Raw genomic sequence first — 21,468 nt, 5'->3', positions numbered from 1 at the left:
TCAGCTACTCCGTTTCAGGGTGGTTTCAATCGCGGCAGCCCAGCTGAGTAATGCAGCATCGTTGCCATGGGTGGAAGAGAGCATCAGGCCAACCGGCGCAGCGCCAGGCTGGTGACAAGGCAGAGAAATTGCACAGCCATCCAGCATGTTGATCACGCTGGTGTTGCGCAGCATCAACAGGTTGACCTGCATGTAGCGCGCAGGATCCTCAAGCTCGGCGAGCGTGGGGGCAATCAGCGGCACCGTTGGCATCAATATGCCGTCGAAAGGCGCCACTGCCGCTTCCACTCGCGTTTTCCAGTCGGCGCGCAGCTGATACAGCGCGGCGGCATCGTCGGCATTCAGCAGGCTGCCGCGTTTAATGCGCGTCAAAACCTGCGGATCGTAGGCTTCAGGCTGGGATTGAGCGTAATGCTGATGCCATTGCCAGGCTTCCCACGCGGTAATACCGCCGCGCGCGTTGAGGGTTTCAAGTTCGGCCAGCTCCTGCAGCGGCAGCTCGGTGATTTTCACGCCCTGCGCGCGCAGCAGATCGAGCGCGCGCTCCCATGCGGCGCTGACGTGTGCGTCAAGCCCATCCAGCACCCGCGTTTGTGGGATAACGAAATGTGCCTCAGACAAATTGCGCGCATCCCTCTCCAGCGGCCGATCGGCAATCACACTGTCGAGCAGCCAGCAGCTCTGTACGTCGTGAGCAATCACGCCGATGCTGTCGAGCGAGGCCGCCAGCGGTAACGTTCCGCGTTGGTTGATGCGACTGGCGCTCGGTTTAAAACCGGTTAAGCCGCACAGTGCCGCTGGAATGCGCACCGAGCCACCGGTATCGGTGCCCACCGCCGCCAGGCACATGCCATCACTCACCGCGACCGCCGCACCCGAGGACGATCCGCCGGGAATGCGCTGCTGCGCCCGCTGCCAGGGATTGGCGGGCGTGCCGTAATGCGGATTGATGCCGAGGCCAGTAAAAGCGAACTCTGTCATATTGGTTTTGCCCACGATGGTGGCACCGGCCTGCAGCAGCCGATCAACCATACTGGCATTCGCCGTGGCTTCGCTGGCGTTGCTGAGTAAACGCGAACCGGCCAGTGTCACTTCTCCAGCGACATCAAACAGATCTTTGATGCTGATGGGCAGGCCATCAATCGCGCTACGAGGCTGTTGCTGTTGCCAGCGCATCTTGGCTTGTGCAGCCTGCTGCTGCGCACCCGCGGCGTACACGCGAGTGAATACGCGCTTGCCTTCACCGGCTTCCGCCGCAATGGCGCTCAGTGCATCCTGCGTCAGCGTTTCGGGGCTGATTTGCCCGGCGAGCAGTTGCTGGCTCGCTTGCCATAACGTTGTCATAGGGATCCTCAGGCGATAACCGGCAGCGAGCCAGTGATGTAGGTGTGTTCCAGCGTGCGGTTCAGCACGGGATCGTGCAGGGCCATGCGAAATTCACTCGCAGGACGAATACCGCCGATGGCGCTAAGCGTGCCGCACGACATGGCGAAGCCTTCCTCGACCTGTCCGCCAGCGAAATAACGGCTTAACAGGTCGAGCGGCGTCAACAGCGAGGAGAGGGCGCCTTGTTGATAGGTGACCCAGTCGCCGTTCACTTTGATCCAGGCGCTGAGCTCCAGCTGATCCCAATGCGCGTTGAGTTCCGCCATGCGCCATGCGTGACCCGCAACCGGTTTGATGCACGCCTGTTTCGATAGCGCAACGCTAAAGGTTTCCAGATGACGATCGGTATGATCGGAAATCAGCGAAACCCAGTATTCGCCGCGATGGAAAAATACAAAGGGTTCGGCTTCACCGGATGTTTGATCGCCAACCACTTCCAGCTGCATCTGCTGACTTAATTGATTGGTCGCGACGCGGTAAAACAGCGGCACTGCACCAGGAGCGGGCACGCCAAGCGCTTCCAGCTCCCTGATATGGTGCAACACCGCTTGCTGGTCACGTCCGACCCAGCCCGCGATAACCAGCTGATTAACCTCAACATCAAGTACTGCCGCATCTGCGTAATCTGTCGTAAACCGTAATTTCATAGGATAGATCTCCATCTGAGAAATGCGTGTGAAATTTCACTGTGATTTCAATCTAGCCATTTTCATGCCAGGTTTTTGTGTAATATGTCTCAGTTACCTAATAAGGATTTGCGCGATGAGTAATCTGATGGCTGAAAATGTGAGCTCGCCAACTACCCCGAAGAGCATTTCGCTTAACGAGCGAGCCTATCTGGCGTTTAAGCACCGGCTGATCACGCTGCGCTATAAACCGGGCGAATATCTCAATATCGCGCAGGTGATGGATGACCTTGAGATGGGCAGGACGCCGGTGAATCAGGCGGTGCATCGGCTGGAAACAGAAGGGTTGCTACAAATCATTCCACGTAAAGGCGTGATGGTGTCGCCGCTGTCGATTGATGATGCGCTGGAGTTAATTGAGGTGCGTCTGGTGAATGAGGCGCTGTGTTTACGTTTGGCGACGCAGCGCGTCAATGCGGCGCAGATTGTCTATTTGCGCGAAATGAATCAGCGCATTGCCACCGCCAGCGCGTCACGCGATCGTGAACAGATGATGCTGCTGGACCGCGAATTTCATCAGGTGCTGGCGGATATCGCCGCCAACGGTCGTCTTGCCGATATTCTCAGCATCATCCATGCGCAAGCACAGCGCTTTTGGGCAACCACGTTATCGAGTGCGGCGCATATGAACGAAGTGATCGCCGAACACGAAGCGATCATTGCGGCACTGGAGCAGGGGAATGCTGAGCTGGCGGAAGAGGCGGCGCGGGTACATATCTATTCGTTTAAACAGGCACTGTTGAATAATTGATCAGTTAATGATGTGCGGCCTCTTCCCCGTGCAGTGGAATACAGCGATCCATGCTCGCTATTAGAATCGTGCAGTTACTCTATGGCAACCGCGTGGGGTGCGAAGCAAAAATAACGCATAACAGAGTGCGCTAGCTGAAGCCGGCAAACTTATTGTTGGTCCGGATTTATGGTAGCCTGCGTAGTATCTGACTGAGCAAGAGTTGCAAGCATGTCCATCCAAAAAATCGCCCGCTTAGCGGGCGTTTCTGTGGCAACGGTTTCACGGGTTCTGAATAACAGCGATACGGTTAAAGACAAGAATCGTGAGAAGGTCCTGCAAGCCATTAAAGTGAGTAATTACCAGCCAAATTTGTTAGCGCGTCAGTTGCGTACTGCGCGTAGCTCAATGATTCTCGTCATGGTGTCGGATATCTCCAATCCTTTTTGTGCCGAGTTGGTGAAAGGCATTGAGGAACAGGCGGAGAAGAACAGCTATCGTATTTTGCTGTGTAACTCTGGCTCGGACATTGAGCGGTCTCGATCGAGTTTGCAATTACTGGCCGGGAAGATGGTTGACGGTATTATCACCATGGATGCGTTCAGTAAATTGCCAGAACTGGCACAGCTGATTGGCGAAACCCCGTGGGTTCAATGTGCGGAATACGCCGATGCCGGTGATATCTCCTGCGTTGGCATAGATGATGTGCAGGCGGCGGCACATGTGGTCGCTTATCTGGCGGGCATGGGGCGGCAGCGTATTGCGCTAATCAATCATGATCTCAGCTATAAATATGCGCAGCTGCGTCAGGCTGGCTATCAGCAGCAACTTAAGCAGGAAAAATGCAGTTGGCAGGCTATCACTTACGCCACCGAGTTGAGTTTCACTGCCGGCAAGCAGGCGATGGAAACCTTGCTGGCGGCACCCGAGCGTCCTGACGCCGTGTTTGCCGTGTCGGATACCTTAGCGGCGGGGGCGCTCTCGGCCATTCACGCCGCCGGACTGCGCGTGCCGCAGGATATTGCGGTGACCGGATTTGATGGCACCGACCTCGCCGAAATGGTCACGCCGCCGCTGAGTACGCTGGCACAGCCTTCGCGCGAAATGGGACGTCGGGCGTTCGGCTTACTGCTGAAAAAGATCGATCAACCTGATTCGCCCGCTGAACGCATTATGATGGACTGGCACTTTGTGGAGCGTGCCAGTACTTAACAGGCACTTATGGCTATTGTGCTGATAGCGTTAATTGCTGACGAAGATTACGGTATGACGTCGTAATGATGCTCCACGGATCTTTAGGGGCGTCATGTTCAACGATAAACCATCGAACGCCGCTCGCTTTAGCTGCGGGCACGATATGCTGCCAATCCAGTAAGCCTTCTCCCAGTGGCGCGAAATTCATCTCATCATCGCGAACGCCAATGGCGGCGTTATCTTTGGCGTGGATGGCGTACACCCTTTTCGGATAGGTTTGCAAAATCCGCACCGGATCCTGACCGCCGCGTGATACCCATGCCGCATCCATTTCCAGTTTTAAATTCTGCGGCTGAGTGTGATTAAGGATGATCTCCAGTGCGGTCACACCGTCATATTTCTTCATCTCAAAATTATGATTGTGATAACCAAGCTGCAGCCCGTCTTTATGTAGTTTTGCGCCCAGTTTGTCCAGGCGCTGAGCGTAGTCAATCCAACCTTGGGTTGAGTCAGGACGGTCGGCAGGTTCAATCCATGGCACGATCACCACCGGGTTGCCGATGGCTTTATTGAAGGCAACGGTTTTTTGATAATTGTTCTCTAACTCATGCAATTGAATGTGCGCCGACGTAACCTGAAGATGGTTTTTGCTCAGTAGCGTTTTCATCTGCGCGCTATCCAGTCCTTGATTCCCGACTAACTCCACATTCTGAAACCCCGCGCTTTGTGCCATCGCAAACTGCTGCGCAACGGTACCTGCATTCCGTAATGTGTACATTTGCAGTGCAATTTCATTGTTGAAATTCTCCGCTTGCGCCGACACAGCAGACAGCGCCATTACGCTGATTAATCCAGCCTGAAAAAGGGTTCTTACCGCCATTACTGATCTCCTGTTAAAAGTAATCGATTACAATATTTACTATAAAAGTAATCGATTACAAAAAACATTAAGGATTAGTGCGGCATCTCACAAAACAGGGAATTTCTGGCTGGCTACCTGGCAAGGCTACACCCTTAACGCGGCTGTTTTGAGCAAGCGGCTATAACGGTAGCGGCTTGCTCAAATAGCTGAATTGTTCACGCACTGAGGCGCGCAGATTTAACCAAACAGCCGCTGGCGATTTTGCGTCAGCGCATGCGCAACATCAGGCAGCATCGGGAAAGAACTTTGACCGCCATATTTCTGGATAGAGCAGGAACTGATTTCAGCAGCGAAAGGAATCGCTTCTTCCAGGGCGATGTTATTAACGAGGCAATAGGCGATGCCACCAATAAATGAGTCGCCCGCGCCGGTGGTATCAACCACATCCGGACAGAACACGGCGGGGTAGTGTCTGGCACCTTGATCACTGGATAACACCGCGCCTTTCTCTCCCAGCGTAATAATCACCCGGCCATTAACCTTTTGCTGTAAGTCAGCCGCACAGGCTAGCGCCTCTTTCACTGTGGTAACGGAGGTGTTGCTCATAAAACTGGCCTCGGTCTCATTCACCACCAGCAGATCAACCTGGCTGAGCGCTTGCGAGGAAATTTCGCGTGCCGGCGCGTTGTTCAGTAAAATCTGGCAATCGTGACGTCGTGCGCTACTGATAGCACGTTCCACCACATGGTCGGGAATCTCTGACTGAAGGATCAAAAGTGGCCGATCGCTGAATAACGTATCGTTAATGTCTGACTCGGTAATCAGGTAATTGGCGCCTTTAATAATGGTGCTGCAGTAATCGCCAGATTCCAGAATCTGAACGATGCCAATGCCTGAGGTTTTTCCGCGTTGGGTAATGTTATCTACCGCTACACCGTTTTCATTCAGTGATTTAATCAGCTCGGTGCCATAAATATCATTTCCTACGCAGCCCACCATATTAACGTTCAGCCCCAGCTTAGCGCACTGAACCGCCTGATTTGCCCCTTTTCCCCCTGGCATCAGCATTAATTCGTTACCGGTAAACGTCTCCCCAATTTCCGGCAAGCGATCCTGCTGGACAAGAATGTCGTAGTTAAGACTGCCAATAACAACAATATTATGTTTCATCATTTCGGCCCTTAATTGGCGGTGCGTTTAGACGCAACCGCATTTCTGGTGTTGTGTAAACTGGTCTGACTTTCTTCGCTGGTCTTGCTGGCAATAATGGTAAAAATGGCATCGAGAATATTCAGATGCACAATGCGTGTGGTGGCGTTTTCCCCGGTAATCGGGTTGTTTTTAACCGAAGAGATGATCGAATGTCGGGCAATCAAACTCAGTGGGCTGTTGGGATAGTTGGTCAGGCAGATGGTTTCTGCGCCATTCTCATTGGCCGCTTTTACCATTTGGATGATGTCTGTGGTTTGGCCGGAATGGGAAATCGCCAGCAGGATATCGCCAGGTTGCATTAACGAGGCGGTCATCAGCTGTTTGTGGCTGTCACTGAATACCGAAGAGAAGATGCCAATCTTCAGCAACTTATGATTGAAGTCATCACAGATGGAACCTGATCCACCGCAACCGGCGATAAAGATGCGCGCACTTTCCGGCTTATTAATAAACAGATAGGCCACAGCCTTGATGACCGCACTGTTAATCACACTCAGTGAATCCTGCAGCGCCAGTACCGAATTCAAAAAGGTACTCTCGATAACCTGTTCAACGTATTTTTCAGAATCCGGAATGACAGGAATATCGATAATATCTTCCTGGGTGCTGACCTGCTGGGCGATATTAATTTTTAGATCATGAAAACCGGTGAAACCGAGTTTCTTTGAAACTTTTGTAATGCTCGACACGCTGACATTAAGATAATTCGCAATATCCGTGATGCACATTTTAGATAATGACTGTGGATTGTCGTCAATAAAACGCGCAATAGAGCGTTCCTTTTTTCCCAGTTCAGGTGCAAGCGTGCGAGCCAGCAGGAATATCTCATTGCCTTTAAGTCGGTTATGCATTTTGAGTGCTCATTAAAAACGTTATGGTTAAGCTAGCATGGCGATTAGGTGAAAAGTGTTAAGTCGATCACATGCTGTAAAACGTTTTACTGATGCATTTTACTGATAGTAAAATAAAACAGGCTTAATCGAGGTTTTTATTTTACTAACACGAAAATGAATATTTAACGCATTGTATTTTAAAGATTTTACTCATAGTAAAATTTTACTATTATAAAGCGCGCGTTGATTTTATTAGCAGTAGTATTTGTCTGTTTGCATTTACGTGATGAGAAAACTCATTTATAAAAAAATGGAAATCACATCAAAGGTAATTAAAAATGAAATTCTCATCACGTATAAATTCATTTCGATCCAGAGCCGATCTGTTTACGGCCAGGAACAACATGGATACTTGCGATCTTATTACGCGAATGGGTACCGTTGACGGCTTGACGCATATTGAACTGAATTATCCAGAACATTTTATTGGCCAGGATAAAGAGCTGATCAAGCAGACTATCGCGAAGAACAATCTGCAGGTCGGCGGTATCGCACTGCGCTATAACAAAGAGTTTATTGATGGCGAATTCACCAATCCTGACGCAGCACTGCGTAATAAAGCGATTGAAATCACCCTCGAGGCCGCAGAAATGTGTAAATACCTCGGCGGAAATACTGTCACGCTGTGGTTTGGCTACGACGGCTACGATTATCCGTTCCAGCAGGATTACTTCCGCGCCTATGAGTGGCTGGTCAGTGCGCTACAGACCGTGACGCAGACGCATGCGGACATGCAATTCAGTTTTGAATACAAGCCCTATGAACCGCGCACTTTCTCCTTTATTGGTGACGTCTCATCAACGTTAATGCTGATTGATGATGTTGGCTCCGACAATCTAGGTATTACTCTCGATTTCTGCCACATGATCATGAAAAAAGAGAATCCCGCATTTTCATTATTCCAGTCCGCACGCAAAAACCGTTTGATTGGTTTCCACCTGAATGATGGGTATGGGCATTTTGATGATGGTTTGATGCTGGGTTCCGTGCATTTGATGCAGACGCTTGAATACATCTATTACGCAAAACGCGTGAACTTCAGCGGCCTGATCTATTTCGATACCTTCCCAAGCCGTGAAGATCCGGTTGCCGAGTGCGCACAGAACATCCGCATGTATAAAGCACTTTCCAGCTTTATTGATCGCCTGAGCATTGACGAAATCGATCAGCTGATCAAAAGCCAGGATGCACTTAAAGTGCAGGGCATGCTGATGAAAATGATCGCTGAATAAAAACAAAATCAAAACTTACCTCTATTAACTACGACCAGTCAGTGTCTGGCACTGGGGAAAACTATGTTCGATAAAATAGGTTTGCCAAAAAACTTGCTTTGGGGCTATATCGGTCTCGCGATATTCATGATCGGCGATGGCGTAGAACAAGCGTGGATTGCCCTCTGGCTGGTGGATAAAGGGCTGTCCGTCGCGCAAGCCTCTTATCTGATCACCGCCTACGGTGTCACGGTAACGCTGGCAGCCTGGGTGACCGGCGTATTGGTGCAAACCCTCGGCCCGCGCAAAGTGATGGTGTATGGCCTGATTACCTTCGTCATCGGCAGCATCGGGTTTATTGGCATAGGGTTGAAGACCATGCACATGGCCTGGATGCTGCCTTTTTATGCGATTCGCGGCATCGGTTATCCGCTGTTTGCCTACTCGTTTTTAATCTGGATTAACTACAGTACCCCGGTGGAACGCCGTTCTACCGCGGTGGGCTGGTTCTGGTTCACCTTCTCGCTGGGATTAAGCGTCATTGGTCCGTTCTTCTCCTCGCTGGCACTGCCGGTTATGGGCGAAATTCATGTGCTGTGGGTCGGGATGGCGTTTGTAGTGGTGGGCTCAGTGTTAGGCATTTGGGTGAACCGCGACGTGGTGCCTGCTTCTGAAATTCATCCCTTTAGCGCGGCAGAGTTGATCAAAGGCATCACCATTTTGCAGCGGCCGGTGATTGCCATGGGATTGGTAGTGAAGTCGGTGAATGGCATCGCCCAATATGGCTTAGCGACCTTCCTGCCGCTGTACCTGATCAGTTTTGGCTACAGCAAAACCGAGTGGCTGCATATGTGGTCGGCGGTCTTCCTGGTGGCCATTTTCGCCAACCTGTTTTTTGGCTTCTTCGGCGATAAGTTTGGCTGGCGTACCACCATCATGTGGGTCGGCGGCTTTGGCTATGCCGCAGTGTTGATTCTGGTATGGGCTGTACCGCAGGTGTTGGGCCATAACTTCTATGTGATGGCGTTCGTGCTGTGCCTGTGTGGTATCACCATGGCGGGATATGTTCCGCTGTCGGCATTGTTCCCGTTACTGGCTCCAGACAGCAAGGGTGCGGCCATGTCGGTACTGAATCTCGGGGCAGGTCTGGGCGCATTTATTGCACCCGCAATCACCGCATTGTTCTACTCATCGCTCGGGGCGGGCGGCGTATTAGGGATTTATGCCGGGCTGTACGTTCTGAGCGGCTTGCTGACGCCATTCCTGAAAACACCAGAAGAACTGGATGAAAGGGTCGCGATGACGGATAAAACGGCCTGACAGACGTGAGAATTTGGTTATAAAAAAAGCCCAGTTAATAAACTGGGCTTTTTATTGGTGTTTACAGGTTAGACGTTGAACAGGAAGTTCATCACGTCGCCATCTTTAACGATGTACTCTTTACCTTCTGAACGCATTTTGCCGGCTTCTTTCGCACCTTGTTCACCTTTAAACGCCACGAAATCATCAAACGCGATGGTCTGTGCACGGATAAAGCCTTTCTCGAAGTCGGTGTGAATTTTGCCCGCCGCCTGTGGCGCTGTTGCACCGACAGGGATGGTCCAGGCGCGCACTTCTTTCACGCCAGCGGTGAAGTAGGTTTGCAAGTTCAGCAGTGCATAACCGGCGCGGATCACGCGGTTTAGGCCCGGCTCTTCCAGACCCAGTTCAGCCATAAACTCGTCGCGCTCGTCATCTTCCAGCTCAGCGATATCAGACTCAACGGCAGCACACACCGGCACCACGACTGAACCTTCGGCTTCAGCAATCGCTCGCACCTGATCAAGATACGGATTGTTTTCGAAACCGTCTTCGTTGACGTTAGCGATGTACATGGTTGGCTTCAGCGTCAGGAAGCTGAGGTAGCGGATGGCCGCTTTCTCGTCCGCATCCAGATTGAGTGCGCGCAACATACCCGCTTCTGACAGGTGTGGCAGGCATTTCTCCAGCGCAGCCAGTTCGGCTTTGGCATCTTTGTCGCCGCCTTTGGCTTTCTTCTGGCAACGCTGAATGGCACGTTCACAGGTGTCGAGATCTGACAGCGCCAGCTCGGTGTTGATCACGTCAATATCTTCCGCCGGGTTAACTTTACCCGCAACGTGGATGATGTTGTCGTTCTCGAAGCAGCGCACTACGTGGCCAATGGCTTCAGTTTCACGGATGTTGGTCAGGAACTGGTTGCCCAGGCCTTCACCTTTGGATGCGCCTTTCACCAGACCGGCGATATCCACGAATTCCATGGTGGTTGGCACCACACGCTGTGGCTTAACAATTTCGCTCAGCTGATCGAGGCGCAGATCGGGCATTGGCACCACACCGGTGTTTGGCTCGATGGTGCAGAACGGAAAGTTGGCTGCTTCGATACCCGCTTTGGTCAGCGCGTTGAACAGGGTGGATTTACCGACGTTCGGCAGGCCCACAATACCGCATTTAAATCCCATGGTCTGATTACCTTTCTCACTGAGTGCGCAGTGCTGTTGAACAGCACCGACAGATTCAAAAAATTTCGCGCATTATACACAGAATTGCCTTCTGCGGCGCGGGAATTGGCCTTAGCCAGCCTTGAACGCGTGCAGACGGTTCATTGCCTTAATTTTGTCTTCTTTCAGCCACAATTCGGTGCAGCGGACCGCTTCGTCTACGGCATCGTCTATCAGTTTTTGTTCGCTGGCTGGCGGTTTGCCCAGCACGAAACCGGTGACTTTATTGCGGTCACCGGGATGGCCGATACCGACGCGTAAACGGTGAAAATTATTGTTGTTGCCCAGTTTGCTGATGATGTCTTTCAGCCCGTTATGGCCGCCATGGCCGCCACCTTGCTTGAACTTCGCCACGCCTGGCGGCAAATCCAGCTCATCGTGCGCCACTAAAATCTCTTCCGGCGTAATCCGGTAGAAGGTCGCCATCGCCGCCACTGCTTTTCCGCTCAGGTTCATAAAAGTGGTGGGTACCAGCAGGCGCACATCCTCTCCCGCCAGCGACAGGCGCGCGGTGTAGCCATAAAATTTTGGCTCGTCTTTTAACGACTGATTGTTGCGGCTCGCCAGTAAATCGACATACCAGGCGCCAGCGTTATGGCGCGTTGCGGCGTATTCAGCGCCGGGATTAGCCAGCCCCACAATCAGTTTAATGCTGCTCACGATGTTTATCCTGTCTTGCTGCGGAAAGGGCGATAGTTTACTGCCTGGCGCCACGGATGACAAAGGTCGTTAACGGCAGATAATATCTCTTCGTGACTAATCATTTTCTATCGAAATCAAGGTGCTGGCGGTAAAGATTTGTCAAAGGTTGTGAAGGAACTGTGATCCTGTACGCAACTTAAGCGGCAGGTATTGCCTAAGCTTATGGCTAGTTAACCATACGTGCTGTTTTGCTTTTTTATAAGGATGGAGGTGGATCATGAAACGTCAAAAATGCCGCGTTGTAGGTAATAGTTTGATGTGTCTAGGTTTACTGACGATGGTACTGGGCGTCGGGTATTCTATTATTAATCAGCTTCCTTCACTCAATCTGCCACAGTTTCTCGCGCACGGTGCAATGTTCAGCATCTTTGTTGGCGCTTTACTGTGGCTGGTAGGTGCGCGCGTCAGTGGACGTGAGCGCGTTGAAGATCGTTATTACTGGTTGCGTCATTACGGCGACAAGCGTTGCCGCCGCAACCACTCATCACATTAAGTCAACACCGCTTTCTGCACCGGCTGTAACGGCGTGAAATAACGTTCAATGCGGTTACGGCCGCTGGCTTTAGCGCGATATAAGGCTTCATCGGCCAGCGCCAGCAGCGGCGGAAAAGGTTGACCGGCTTGCAGGGCGGTGGCAAAGCCAATACTCACGGTATAGCGTACGTCGTTGGGTTGCGACACCTGTGTCGCCAAACGAATACGTTCACACACTACTTGCGCCTGCTCAGCATCGCCCGGGATAATCGCCGCAAACTCTTCGCCGCCCAAACGGGCAAAGTGCGCTTCTTCAGGCAATAACCCCTGCACCACCTGACAAAAATCCACCAAAACCTGGTCACCTTGCTGATGACCAAAGCGATCATTGATGCTTTTAAAATGGTCCAAATCGAACAGAACCGCACTGTAGACAAAAGTCTGCGTCTGGCGCGCGCTGCGCTGCGCTATTTTTTCCGCCTGCTCGAACAGCGCACGGCGATTCCACACGCTGGTGAGCGGATCGTGCATGGAGGCCAGCTTATGAGCGATTTGCGTGCGTTCATTGACCATTGCCAGAATCGTGAAGGTTAGGCCGATGACAAACAGAATCGATTCGAGAATGACATACACCGAGAAGCTGGAACCGCCAATCGATCCACGTACCGGTGACGCCACTGCATCATCCAGAAAGAGGCGCGCCACGTGAAACAACAAATGAATCCACAGCAGGATTTGCGCTGGCCAGAAGGTCACGGTTAAGGACGCGTGAACCCGCCACAGCAAGCGGATCAGCGCGCCAGTAAAAATAATGCACAGCAGGCAAATTACCAGCACACGCTTCGGCTGGCTGTAGTAAAACTCGGGGAACAGACACAGGATTGCCCATAATAATCCCCCAGCTAACCAACTGAATCCAATGGGTTTGCTACAAAAAAGCCGGAAAGCATTGAGCTGATTGCCATAGGCCAAAAGCAACATCACATTGCCGACCGCGACGGGTAAAAAATGGAATCCCGCGCTGCGCAAGCTACTGAGGAAGACGGCGCCTAAGGTCAACACCAGCGCCAGTGTGGTGCAGCCCAACACGCGGTCATATTGCGCGCCGACCCAGGCAAACACCAAAATGATGCTTAAAAACCCCAACACATAGAGCTCGCAAACAAACAGCGTGTAAATGTCGAGAGTCATAGTGGTCGGAGCTCTTAGCAAAAGTGTGGAGAAAAATACCATTAATCATTGGAACGCTAAAGGACGGCAATGCGAGTTGGCATAAAAGAGTGAATGGCAGCGAGAATAGCGGGTTTTAACGGAATTTATCGGGAAATATCAGTGGTGAAAGTGGCTTAATCGGTGAGTAAGGTTTAAAGCAGAGCCAAAGAAAAACCGGGCACGGGGCCCGGTTTCACGCGATGAATTAATGCTCAAACATCGCGGAGATAGATTCTTCGTTGCTGATACGACGAATCGCTTCGGCCAACATGCCAGACAGCGTTAAAGTACGCACGTTTGGCAGAGATTTCATCTCTTCAGACAGCGGAATGGTATCGCAGACAATCACCTGGTCGATCACCGACTTACGCAGGTTTTCCACCGCGTTGCCAGAGAAGATAGGGTGAGTGGCGTAGGCGAAGACACGTTTCGCGCCGCGCTCTTTCAACGCTTCAGCCGCTTTGCACAGCGTACCGCCGGTGTCGATCATATCGTCGACCAGTACACAGTCACGACCCGCAACGTCACCAATAATGTGCATCACCTGAGAAACGTTCGCGCGCGGGCGACGTTTGTCGATGATAGCCATATCGGTATCGTTGAGCAGTTTGGCGATAGCGCGAGCGCGCACCACGCCACCGATGTCTGGGGAAACCACAATCGGGTTTTCCAGTCCAATTTGCAGCATATCTTCCAGCAGAATTGGGCTGCCAAAGACGTTATCCACCGGGACATCAAAGAAGCCCTGGATCTGTTCAGCATGCAGGTCAACGGTGAGAACACGGTCAACACCCACGCTGGAAAGGAAATCGGCAACTACCTTGGCGGTGATGGGGACACGAGCAGAACGCACACGGCGGTCCTGACGCGCATAGCCAAAGTAAGGAATAACAGCAGTAATACGACCAGCAGAAGCCCGACGCAAGGCGTCGACCATCACAACCAGCTCCATCAGATTATCGTTGGTGGGGGCACAGGTGGACTGGATGATGAAAATATCACCACCGCGTACATTTTCGTTGATCTGTACACTTACTTCACCATCACTGAAACGGCCAACAGCGGCGTCTCCGAGGCTAGTGTAAAGGCGGTTGGCAATACGTTGTGCTAGTTCCGGGGTGGCGTTACCAGCAAATAGCTTCATATCAGGCACGAGAAGAACCTCAGGCTTGGCGTCCAGAGAATGAACGGCTCTAGAGTAACCGGCGAATACCAAAGAGCATGTTCATACGGGTGTGTTAATGCGCAACGTGCAGTGTCTGGAACGGGTGACACTGTCACGTAAACGCTTATAGCCCAGAAAGTGTGCGCTGCAACGGCGAGAGATTAAGCCCGCGCGCCACAAATCCGCAAATCCATTTCGGGGCAAGCTCTAGCACCTGACGTGCGTCGGATTCGGTGTCAAATTCAGCAAACACACAAGCTCCGGTCCCAGTCAGGCGCGACGGCGCGTATTCTAGCAGCCAGGAAAGCAGCTCATCAACCTTACGAAAACGTTTTCTTGCCACAGCCTCGCAATCATTGTGAAAAGGACGCTGTAACAGTTCATCTAATGTGCGGATTGGCGAATCACGCGTCAACTCGGGATCGCGGAACAGAACGGGCGTGGCGATGCTCACGCCAGGATGCGCAACCAAATACCACTTTTCCGCAGGATTGGCTGGCTGCAACTGCTCGCCAACGCCTTCAGCAAAAGCCGCATGACCACGAATAAACACCGGCACATCGGCGCCCAGTTGGATGCCAATCTCAGCCAGGTCATCCACGCTTAGCCCGGTTTGCCACAGATGGTTGAGTGCCACTAACACTGTAGCCGCATCCGATGAACCGCCTCCCAATCCTCCGCCCATCGGCAAAACCTTCTCCAGCGCAATGGTTGCACCGGCCTGCGCGGGCAAGGTGCCACGTGCGGCGGCGAACGCTTTTAATGCCTGCGCGGCACGCACAATCAGGTTCTCGTCATCCGGCACGCCCGCCAGCGGCGTTAGCAGCGTAATCTCGCCGCTACTATTCGGGGTGATCTCCAGCGTGTCACCGTAATCAAGAAACTGAAACAGGGTTTGCAGATTGTGGTAGCCGTCAGGACGACGGCCCGTGATATACAGAAAAAGATTCAGTTTAGCTGGCGCGGGCCACGTGGTGATCATTGGGTGGTCCAGCTATCCATGCGTAATTTGATGCGTTGACCGCCTTCAGACAACTCCAGATTGGCCGGCAGCGGCGGATTCACTTTGCTGTCGTAATCAGAAATATTTACCTTCCACTGCTGACCGTCACGGCTGTAGTTCAGGCTCTGCAGCTGGTAATTGTTGTTCAGCTGATAATCGCTGGCATCGCCCGGCAAGCCCATCATCCACTGACGCAGATTGGCGAGCGGGATATCCATACCGGTAAGCTGTGAAATCATCTTCTCAGCATCGTTGCTGACGTAGCGCTTGCCTTTGTTATCCACGATCTGCACCACAGAACCTTGCGCATCCAGCTGCAGTTCAGTGCTGCCCAGCGGATTGGTTAACAGCAGGCGATAACGATCGGCAGCGGTTTGCTGCCAGTTAAAGCGCGCATACACTTTTTGCTTATCCGACAGGTAAGCGAACGCGCCGCGCGTCTGATACTGGCTGATTTTCGCCACGGCTTGCTGATGCTGCTGCCATTGCGGTGATGTGGTGCTTGGGCCCGGACCTTGTGGTTTGTTAACGCTACATGCAGCCAGTAACACGCTGGCAAGGGGTAAAAGGCGCAGTAACTTGCGCGGGGGCAATTGCATCACGTGGTCATCTCCTCAGACACGTTTTTACTTCGTAACCGGTAACGCTAACCATCCGCATGTAAGCCGTCAATGCTGTAATGGCAATAATTGCGCACGATCAGTTTAATCTTATTACTGTCATAGGCTTTGTATGGCTTTTCTTGACCTGTGGCATCTTGTAGAATGCGCTGCACAAAACCCTGACAACTATTGGGATATCCCAACCCGAATCACATGACGCTGCTTGCACTCGGAATTAACCACAAAACTGCACCTGTTGCGCTACGCGAACGCGTTGCGTTTACACCAGACACGCTGGAACTGGCGCTGAATAGCCTGCTGTCCCAGCCGATGGTGCAGAGCGGCGTGGTCCTCTCGACCTGCAACCGTACGGAACTCTACCTCAGTGTAGAGCAGCAAGCCGACCTGCAGGAGAAGCTGGTGCGTTGGCTGTGTGACTATCACGATCTGCGTGAAGAGGATGTGCGTAACAGCCTCTACTGGCATCAGGATAACGCGGCAGTCAGCCATCTGATGCGTGTCGCCAGTGGGCTGGATTCACTGGTGTTGGGTGAACCACAAATTTTAGGTCAGGTTAAAAAAGCGTTTGTTGATTCGTCACGCGACCACGCGCTGAGCAGTGAACTGGAGCGCATGTTCCAGAAAACCTTCTCGGTGGCTAAACGCGTGCGTACCGAAACCGAAATTGGCGCCAGCGCGGTGTCGGTCGCCTTCGCCGCCTGTTCACTGGCGCGTCAAATCTTTGAATCGCTCAGTACTGTTAACGTGTTGCTGGTGGGCGCGGGTGAAACTATCGAGCTGGTGGCGCGTCATCTGCGCGAACACAACGTTAAAAAGTTGATGATCGCCAACCGCACCCGCGAACGCGCGCAGCTGCTGGCCGACGAAGTCGGGGCAGAAGTGATTGGTTTAGGCGATATCGAAACCCGTCTGGCCGATGCTGACATTATTATCTCTTCCACCGCCAGCCCGCTGCCGATTATTGGGAAAGGGATGGTGGAGCGCGCGCTGAAAGCGCGTCGCAATCAGCCCATGCTGCTGGTCGATATCGCCGTACCGCGCGATGTTGAGCCAGAAGTGGGCAAACTGGCGAACGCCTACCTCTACAGCGTTGATGACCTGCAAGCGATCATTGAGCAGAACATGGCGCAGCGTAAAGCCGCTGCCGTGCAGGCTGAAAGCATTGTGGTGCAGGAAAGCGGTGAATTTATGTCCTGGCTGCGCGCGCAAAGCGCCGTCGAGACCATCCGCGAATATCGCTCGCAGGCCGATCAGGTGCGCGCCGAACTGCATGAACGTGCTGTCATGGCGTTGCGGCAGGGCGCTGACGCCGAGAAAGTACTGCAGGAACTGGCCCACAAGCTGACCAATCGTTTAATTCATGCACCAACCAAATCACTGCAGCAGGCCGCGCGCGACGGCGACAGCGAACGCCTGCAGATCTTACGTGACAGCCTCGGTTTAGAGTAATCTGGTAAGTCACGATCTATCACTGGGATACCCGCTATTACATGAAGAGCTCTATTGTTGCCAAGCTGGAAGCGCTCCAGGAACGCCACGAGGAAGTGGAAGCGTTGCTGGGCGATGCCGGCGTGATTGCCGATCAGGATCGTTTCCGTGCGTTATCACGCGAATATGCCCAGCTTAGCGACGTCACCCGTTGTTTCCGCGAGTGGCAGCAGGTGCAGGAAGATGTTGAAACTGCCGAAATGATGCTGGAAGACCCGGAAATGCGCGAGATGGCGCAGGAAGAATTAAAACTGTCACGCGAGAAGCGTGAAGTGCTGGAACAACAGCTGCAAGTGCTGCTGCTGCCGAAAGATCCCGATGATGAACGTTCGTGCTTTGTCGAAGTGCGTGCCGGTACCGGCGGTGACGAAGCCGCGATTTTTGCCGGCGATCTGTTCCGCATGTACAGCCGTTACGCCGAAGCGCGTCGCTGGCAGGTCGAGATCATCAGCGCTAACGAAGGCGAGCACGGCGGCTATAAAGAAGTGATCGCCCGCATCAGCGGTGACGGTGCTTATGGGCGCTTTAAGTTTGAATCGGGTGGTCATCGCGTACAGCGCGTGCCAGAAACCGAATCACAAGGGCGTATTCACACCTCAGCCTGCACCGTTGCGGTGATGCCGGAACTGCCAGAAGCAGAAATGCCGGAAATCAACGCGGGCGATTTGAAAATCGACACCTTCCGTTCCTCCGGTGCGGGTGGCCAGCACGTTAACACCACCGATTCCGCCATTCGTATCACCCACTTGCCAACCGGCATTGTCGTGGAGTGTCAGGATGAACGTTCACAGCACAAAAACAAAGCTAAAGCCTTAGCGGTGCTGGGTGCGCGTATTCACGCTGCGGAAACCGCCAAGCGTAATGCCGCTGAAGCCTCAACGCGTCGTAACCTGCTCGGCAGCGGCGACCGTTCGGATCGTAACCGCACCTATAACTTCCCACAGGGTCGCGTGACCGATCACCGCATCAACCTTACCGTCTACCGTCTTGATGAGGTGATGGAAGGCAAGCTGGATGCGCTGATTGAGCCGATTGTGCAGGAGTATCAAGCCGATCAGCTGGCCGCACTGGCTGGACAGGATTAATGCTCATCCGTCGCTGGCTTCAACAGGCTGTCGTCGCGCTCTGTGGCGGCGACAGCCCGAAGCGTGACGCGGAAATTTTGCTGGGTTTTGTGACGGGCAAACCTCGCAGTTGGCTGATTGCGTTTGACGACGCGGAACTGGACGCGCAGCAACTGGAACAGCTGAATGCGCTGCTGGCACGCCGCGTCAAGGGTGAGCCAATTGCGCATCTGGTTGGCGAGCGAGAATTCTGGTCGCTGCCGTTGCGCGTGAGCGATGCCACGCTGATTCCGCGTCCAGATACCGAAGTGCTGGTGGAGCAAGCGCTGGCACATTTGCCGGTAACGGCAACCTCACTGTTGGATTTGGGCACCGGCACTGGCGCGATTGCATTGGCACTCGCCAGCGAACGGCCTGGCTGTCAGGTTATCGGCTGCGATCGCATTGCGGCGGCGGTAGAACTGGCGCAGTACAACGCACAACGTCTCCACATTGATAACGCCCGTTTTATCCTCAGCAACTGGTTTCACGATCTTCCCACCCAACGTTTTGATCTCATTGTGAGTAATCCGCCCTATATTGATGCCGCCGATGAACATCTGCAGCAGGGTGACGTGCGCTTTGAGCCGCTCAGTGCGCTGGTGGCGGACGATCAGGGTTTGGCCGATTTACGTTTCATCATTCACACCGCACCGCACTGGTTGCAGTCTGGCGGCTGGTTGCTGCTGGAACATGGCTGGCAGCAGGGCGAAGCCGTGCGCGCCATCATGACGCAGCACGGTTATCAGGCGGTAAGCACCGTTGACGATTACGGCGGTAATCCGCGCGTCACACTAGGACAATTTTTTAATAAGGAATAACGATGGCGAGCTGGTATCCCCTGATCAAACATTTTCACTTGCTGACTGTCGCCCTGACCATCAGTCTATTTTTGCTGCGTTTCTACTGGCAGAGCACTGGCTCAGCCATGCTACAGCGCCGCTGGGTGCGCATTGCGCCGCACATCAACGACACCTTTTTGCTGTTAAGCGGTGCGTTGTTAGTAATGATCACGCACTTTTATCCGTTCACACCGCAAGGAAGCTGGCTGACGGAGAAGCTGTTAGGGGTTATTATCTACATCGCCTTAGGTTCCGTGGCATTGAGCCGTCGCCCACGTAAAATGGGGACACGTTGGATCGCCTTCCTGATTGCAATCGTAGCTTTACTGTTTGTGATTAAGCTGGCGATGACCAAAATGCCGTTATTGGGGATTGTATGACCTCGCCAGAGCAACTCGATTACAGTGATACACCGTTGAGTGAAGCGGTGATTGGCGCCACATGCGCCATACGCAATGATTTCTCCGCGCCGTCTGTGCAACAACAGCTGGCGGCACTGGTAGATGAAGCCCGTGAGTTCGTAAGCAGTGAACAGGACGCCGATTTGCAGCTGGGTAAGCTGCTGGAGCTGTTCTATCGTCAGTGGGGATTTGGCGGCGCCAGTGGCGTTTACAATCTTTCTGACGCGCTGTGGATCGACAAAGTGTTAAAGAGTCGTCAGGGTACCGCGGTGTCGCTGGGAGTGATTCTGCTGCACATCGCCGATGAGCTGGAATTGCCGCTGATGCCGGTGATTTTCCCGACGCAGCTGATTTTGCGTGCCGACTGGCTGGATGGCGAAATGTGGCTGATCAACCCGTTCAACGGCGAGACGCTGGACACGCACACGCTGGAAGTGTGGCTCAAAGGCAATATCAGCCCAACCGCCAAGCTGTATAACGACGATCTCGACGAAGCCAAGACCATCAATGTGATGCGCAAGATGCTCGACACCTTGAAATCCGCGCTGATGGAAGAGAAGCAGATGGAGCTGGCGCTGAACGTGAGCAAGGTGTTGCTGCAGATCGATCCGGACGATCCTTATGAAATTCGCGATCGCGGTTTGATCTACGCGCAATTAGAGTGCGAACACATCGCGCTGACTGATTTGACCTATTTCGTTGAACAGTGTCCTGAAGATCCGGTCAGCGAAATGATTAAAGTGCAGATTCACGCAATTGAACAGAAACAGGTGACGCTGCACTAAGCGTACCGAAATAAAAGGAAAGGGCATGACACAGAAAGTAGTGAGTATTGGCGATATTAAGGTCGCAAACGATCTGCCATTCGTTCTCTTCGGCGGCATGAACGTGCTGGAATCGCGCGATCTCGCCATGCGCATCTGCGAACACTACGTTAAGGTCACCGACAAACTCGGCATCCCTTACGTATTTAAAGCCTCTTTTGATAAAGCGAACCGTTCTTCGATCAAATCCTATCGTGGTCCAGGTCTGGAAGCGGGCATGAAGATTTTCCAGGAGCTGAAGCAAGCTTTCGGCGTGAAAATCATCACTGACGTGCATGAGGCGTCGCAGGCGCAGCCGGTGGCGGATGTGGTGGATGTGATCCAGTTGCCGGCATTCCTCGCACGTCAGACCGATCTGGTGGAAGCGATGGCGAAAACCGGCGCAGTTATCAACGTGAAGAAGCCTCAGTTTGTTAGCCCAGGCCAAATGGGTAACATCTATGACAAATTCGTCGAAGGCGGCAACGACCAGGTTATCCTGTGCGATCGCGGTAGCAATTTCGGTTATGACAACCTGGTTGTCGATATGCTCGGTTTCAACGTGATGAAGAATGTCACCCAAAATAGCCCAGTGATCTTCGACGTAACCCACGCGCTGCAAACCCGCGATCCGTTCGGCGCGGCGTCTGGTGGCCGTCGTGCGCAGGTCGCTGAACTGGCGCGTGCCGGTATGGCGGTTGGCATTGCTGGTTTGTTCATCGAAGCCCACCCAGAGCCAAACAGCGCCAAGTGTGATGGTCCCTCCGCGCTGCCGCTGGATAAGCTTGAGCCATTCCTGGCGCAGATGAAAGCGATTGACGATCTGGTGAAGAGTTTCCCAGAGCTGGATACCAGCAACAGATGATTTTCAGATGTGAAAAAGGCGCCGATGGCGCCTTTTTTATGTTTGTAATGCGCAAATTATAAATATGCTAACGGCGCAATGTATTGCGCGATTA

General features: G+C 52.9%; 22 protein-coding genes. 11 read left to right on the top strand and 11 right to left on the bottom strand.

What is annotated here, in order from left to right; translation table 11 throughout:
- Both ACRQ84_RS07230 and ACRQ84_RS07225 read right to left on the bottom strand, forming a co-directional pair.
- Positions 1–1,344: an amidase gene (locus ACRQ84_RS07230; RefSeq protein WP_483817600.1), complete on the bottom strand. Its 1,344-nt coding sequence runs from the start codon at positions 1,342–1,344 to the stop codon at positions 1–3.
- An 8-nt stretch (positions 1,345–1,352) separates the two neighbouring features.
- Entirely contained in the window at positions 1,353–2,033 is a 681-nt protein-coding gene (locus ACRQ84_RS07225; protein WP_064738978.1) for a DUF2848 domain-containing protein, read from the bottom strand.
- 115 nt (positions 2,034–2,148) lie between these two features.
- On the opposite strand from ACRQ84_RS07225, the gene ACRQ84_RS07220 reads away from it, so the two are divergent.
- Positions 2,149–2,823 carry a GntR family transcriptional regulator gene (locus ACRQ84_RS07220; RefSeq protein WP_064738977.1) on the top strand — a complete coding sequence of 225 codons (675 nt, stop codon included), beginning with the start codon at positions 2,149–2,151 and terminating at the stop codon, positions 2,821–2,823.
- Between the two features lie 210 nt (positions 2,824–3,033).
- A complete protein-coding gene (locus ACRQ84_RS07215) occupies positions 3,034–4,014 on the top strand; it encodes a LacI family DNA-binding transcriptional regulator (protein WP_483817599.1) in 981 nt (326 codons plus the stop codon).
- A gap of 13 nt (positions 4,015–4,027) precedes the next feature.
- Here ACRQ84_RS07215 and ACRQ84_RS07210 read toward each other — a convergent pair whose 3' ends face one another.
- From ACRQ84_RS07210 to ACRQ84_RS07200, 3 genes are all read right to left on the bottom strand, one after another.
- Entirely contained in the window at positions 4,028–4,876 is an 849-nt protein-coding gene (locus ACRQ84_RS07210) for a sugar phosphate isomerase/epimerase family protein (protein ID WP_483817598.1), read from the bottom strand.
- Between the two features lie 219 nt (positions 4,877–5,095).
- Entirely contained in the window at positions 5,096–6,028 is a 933-nt protein-coding gene (locus ACRQ84_RS07205) for a ribokinase (protein WP_483817898.1), read from the bottom strand.
- Between the two features lie 11 nt (positions 6,029–6,039).
- A complete protein-coding gene (locus tag ACRQ84_RS07200) occupies positions 6,040–6,921 on the bottom strand; it encodes an SIS domain-containing protein (RefSeq protein WP_483817597.1) in 882 nt (293 codons plus the stop codon).
- A 320-nt stretch (positions 6,922–7,241) separates the two neighbouring features.
- Between ACRQ84_RS07200 and ACRQ84_RS07195 the strand changes: the two genes are divergently transcribed.
- Positions 7,242–8,195, top strand: coding sequence for a sugar phosphate isomerase/epimerase family protein (locus ACRQ84_RS07195; protein ID WP_483817596.1), 954 nt, complete (start codon positions 7,242–7,244; stop codon positions 8,193–8,195).
- A gap of 63 nt (positions 8,196–8,258) precedes the next feature.
- A complete protein-coding gene (locus ACRQ84_RS07190; protein ID WP_483817595.1) occupies positions 8,259–9,494 on the top strand; it encodes an MFS transporter in 1,236 nt (411 codons plus the stop codon).
- Positions 9,495–9,562: 68 nt separating this feature from the next.
- On the opposite strand, the gene ychF is transcribed toward ACRQ84_RS07190, so the two are convergent.
- Together ychF and pth are read right to left on the bottom strand one after the other, a co-directional pair.
- The gene (gene ychF, locus ACRQ84_RS07185) at positions 9,563–10,654 is read right to left on the bottom strand and encodes a redox-regulated ATPase YchF (RefSeq protein ID WP_061718538.1); all 1,092 of its coding nucleotides are present in this window, start codon (positions 10,652–10,654) and stop codon (positions 9,563–9,565) included.
- Positions 10,655–10,765: 111 nt separating this feature from the next.
- On the bottom strand, positions 10,766–11,353 hold the full coding sequence (gene pth / locus ACRQ84_RS07180; protein WP_064738970.1) for an aminoacyl-tRNA hydrolase: 588 nt from the start codon (positions 11,351–11,353) through the stop codon (positions 10,766–10,768).
- Between the two features lie 259 nt (positions 11,354–11,612).
- Here pth and ychH point away from each other — a divergent pair, with 259 nt between their 5' ends.
- Positions 11,613–11,888: a stress-induced protein YchH gene (gene ychH / locus ACRQ84_RS07175; protein WP_064738969.1), complete on the top strand. Its 276-nt coding sequence runs from the start codon at positions 11,613–11,615 to the stop codon at positions 11,886–11,888.
- Here the strand turns inward: ychH and ACRQ84_RS07170 are convergent.
- From ACRQ84_RS07170 to lolB, 4 genes are all read right to left on the bottom strand, one after another.
- Entirely contained in the window at positions 11,885–13,060 is a 1,176-nt protein-coding gene (locus ACRQ84_RS07170) for a GGDEF domain-containing protein (RefSeq protein WP_483817594.1), read from the bottom strand. The two genes, ychH and ACRQ84_RS07170, sit on opposite strands and share 4 nt — an antisense overlap.
- A gap of 226 nt (positions 13,061–13,286) precedes the next feature.
- On the bottom strand, positions 13,287–14,234 hold the full coding sequence (gene prs / locus ACRQ84_RS07165; RefSeq protein ID WP_006118899.1) for a ribose-phosphate diphosphokinase: 948 nt from the start codon (positions 14,232–14,234) through the stop codon (positions 13,287–13,289).
- Positions 14,235–14,370: 136 nt separating this feature from the next.
- Positions 14,371–15,228, bottom strand: a complete 858-nt coding sequence (ispE, locus tag ACRQ84_RS07160) for a 4-(cytidine 5'-diphospho)-2-C-methyl-D-erythritol kinase (RefSeq protein WP_483817593.1) — start codon at positions 15,226–15,228, stop codon at positions 14,371–14,373.
- Positions 15,225–15,848: a lipoprotein insertase outer membrane protein LolB gene (gene lolB / locus ACRQ84_RS07155; RefSeq protein ID WP_064738966.1), complete on the bottom strand. Its 624-nt coding sequence runs from the start codon at positions 15,846–15,848 to the stop codon at positions 15,225–15,227. The genes ispE and lolB overlap by 4 nt, the downstream gene beginning before the upstream one ends.
- 216 nt (positions 15,849–16,064) lie before the next feature.
- On the opposite strand from lolB, the gene hemA reads away from it, so the two are divergent.
- The 6 genes from hemA to kdsA are packed head-to-tail and all read left to right on the top strand — an operon-like array spanning position 16,065 to position 21,374.
- Positions 16,065–17,321, top strand: a complete 1,257-nt coding sequence (hemA, locus tag ACRQ84_RS07150) for a glutamyl-tRNA reductase (RefSeq protein WP_064738965.1) — start codon at positions 16,065–16,067, stop codon at positions 17,319–17,321.
- Positions 17,322–17,362: 41 nt separating this feature from the next.
- Positions 17,363–18,445 (top strand): peptide chain release factor 1, encoded by a 1,083-nt coding sequence (gene prfA / locus ACRQ84_RS07145; protein ID WP_064738964.1) that lies wholly within the window; start codon positions 17,363–17,365, stop codon positions 18,443–18,445.
- The gene (prmC, locus tag ACRQ84_RS07140; protein ID WP_483817592.1) at positions 18,445–19,284 is read left to right on the top strand and encodes a peptide chain release factor N(5)-glutamine methyltransferase; all 840 of its coding nucleotides are present in this window, start codon (positions 18,445–18,447) and stop codon (positions 19,282–19,284) included. The genes prfA and prmC overlap by 1 nt, the downstream gene beginning before the upstream one ends.
- A 2-nt stretch (positions 19,285–19,286) precedes the next feature.
- Positions 19,287–19,685: a SirB2 family protein gene (locus tag ACRQ84_RS07135; RefSeq protein WP_064738962.1), complete on the top strand. Its 399-nt coding sequence runs from the start codon at positions 19,287–19,289 to the stop codon at positions 19,683–19,685.
- Complete coding sequence (gene sirB1, locus ACRQ84_RS07130; protein ID WP_064738961.1) at positions 19,682–20,491, top strand: invasion regulator SirB1; 810 nt, start codon at positions 19,682–19,684, stop codon at positions 20,489–20,491. The genes ACRQ84_RS07135 and sirB1 overlap by 4 nt, the downstream gene beginning before the upstream one ends.
- Before the next feature lie 25 nt (positions 20,492–20,516).
- The gene (kdsA, locus tag ACRQ84_RS07125; RefSeq protein ID WP_483817591.1) at positions 20,517–21,374 is read left to right on the top strand and encodes a 3-deoxy-8-phosphooctulonate synthase; all 858 of its coding nucleotides are present in this window, start codon (positions 20,517–20,519) and stop codon (positions 21,372–21,374) included.
- Positions 21,375–21,468: the final 94 nt, after the last annotated feature.

It is taken from the genome of Pantoea sp. E2023-21 (genome assembly GCF_051302795.1).
Lineage (GTDB): Bacteria > Pseudomonadota > Gammaproteobacteria > Enterobacterales > Enterobacteriaceae > Pantoea > Pantoea ludwigii_A.
Note: the sequence above shows the minus strand (reverse complement) of the source record. Positions and strands in the feature narration are given on the sequence as shown.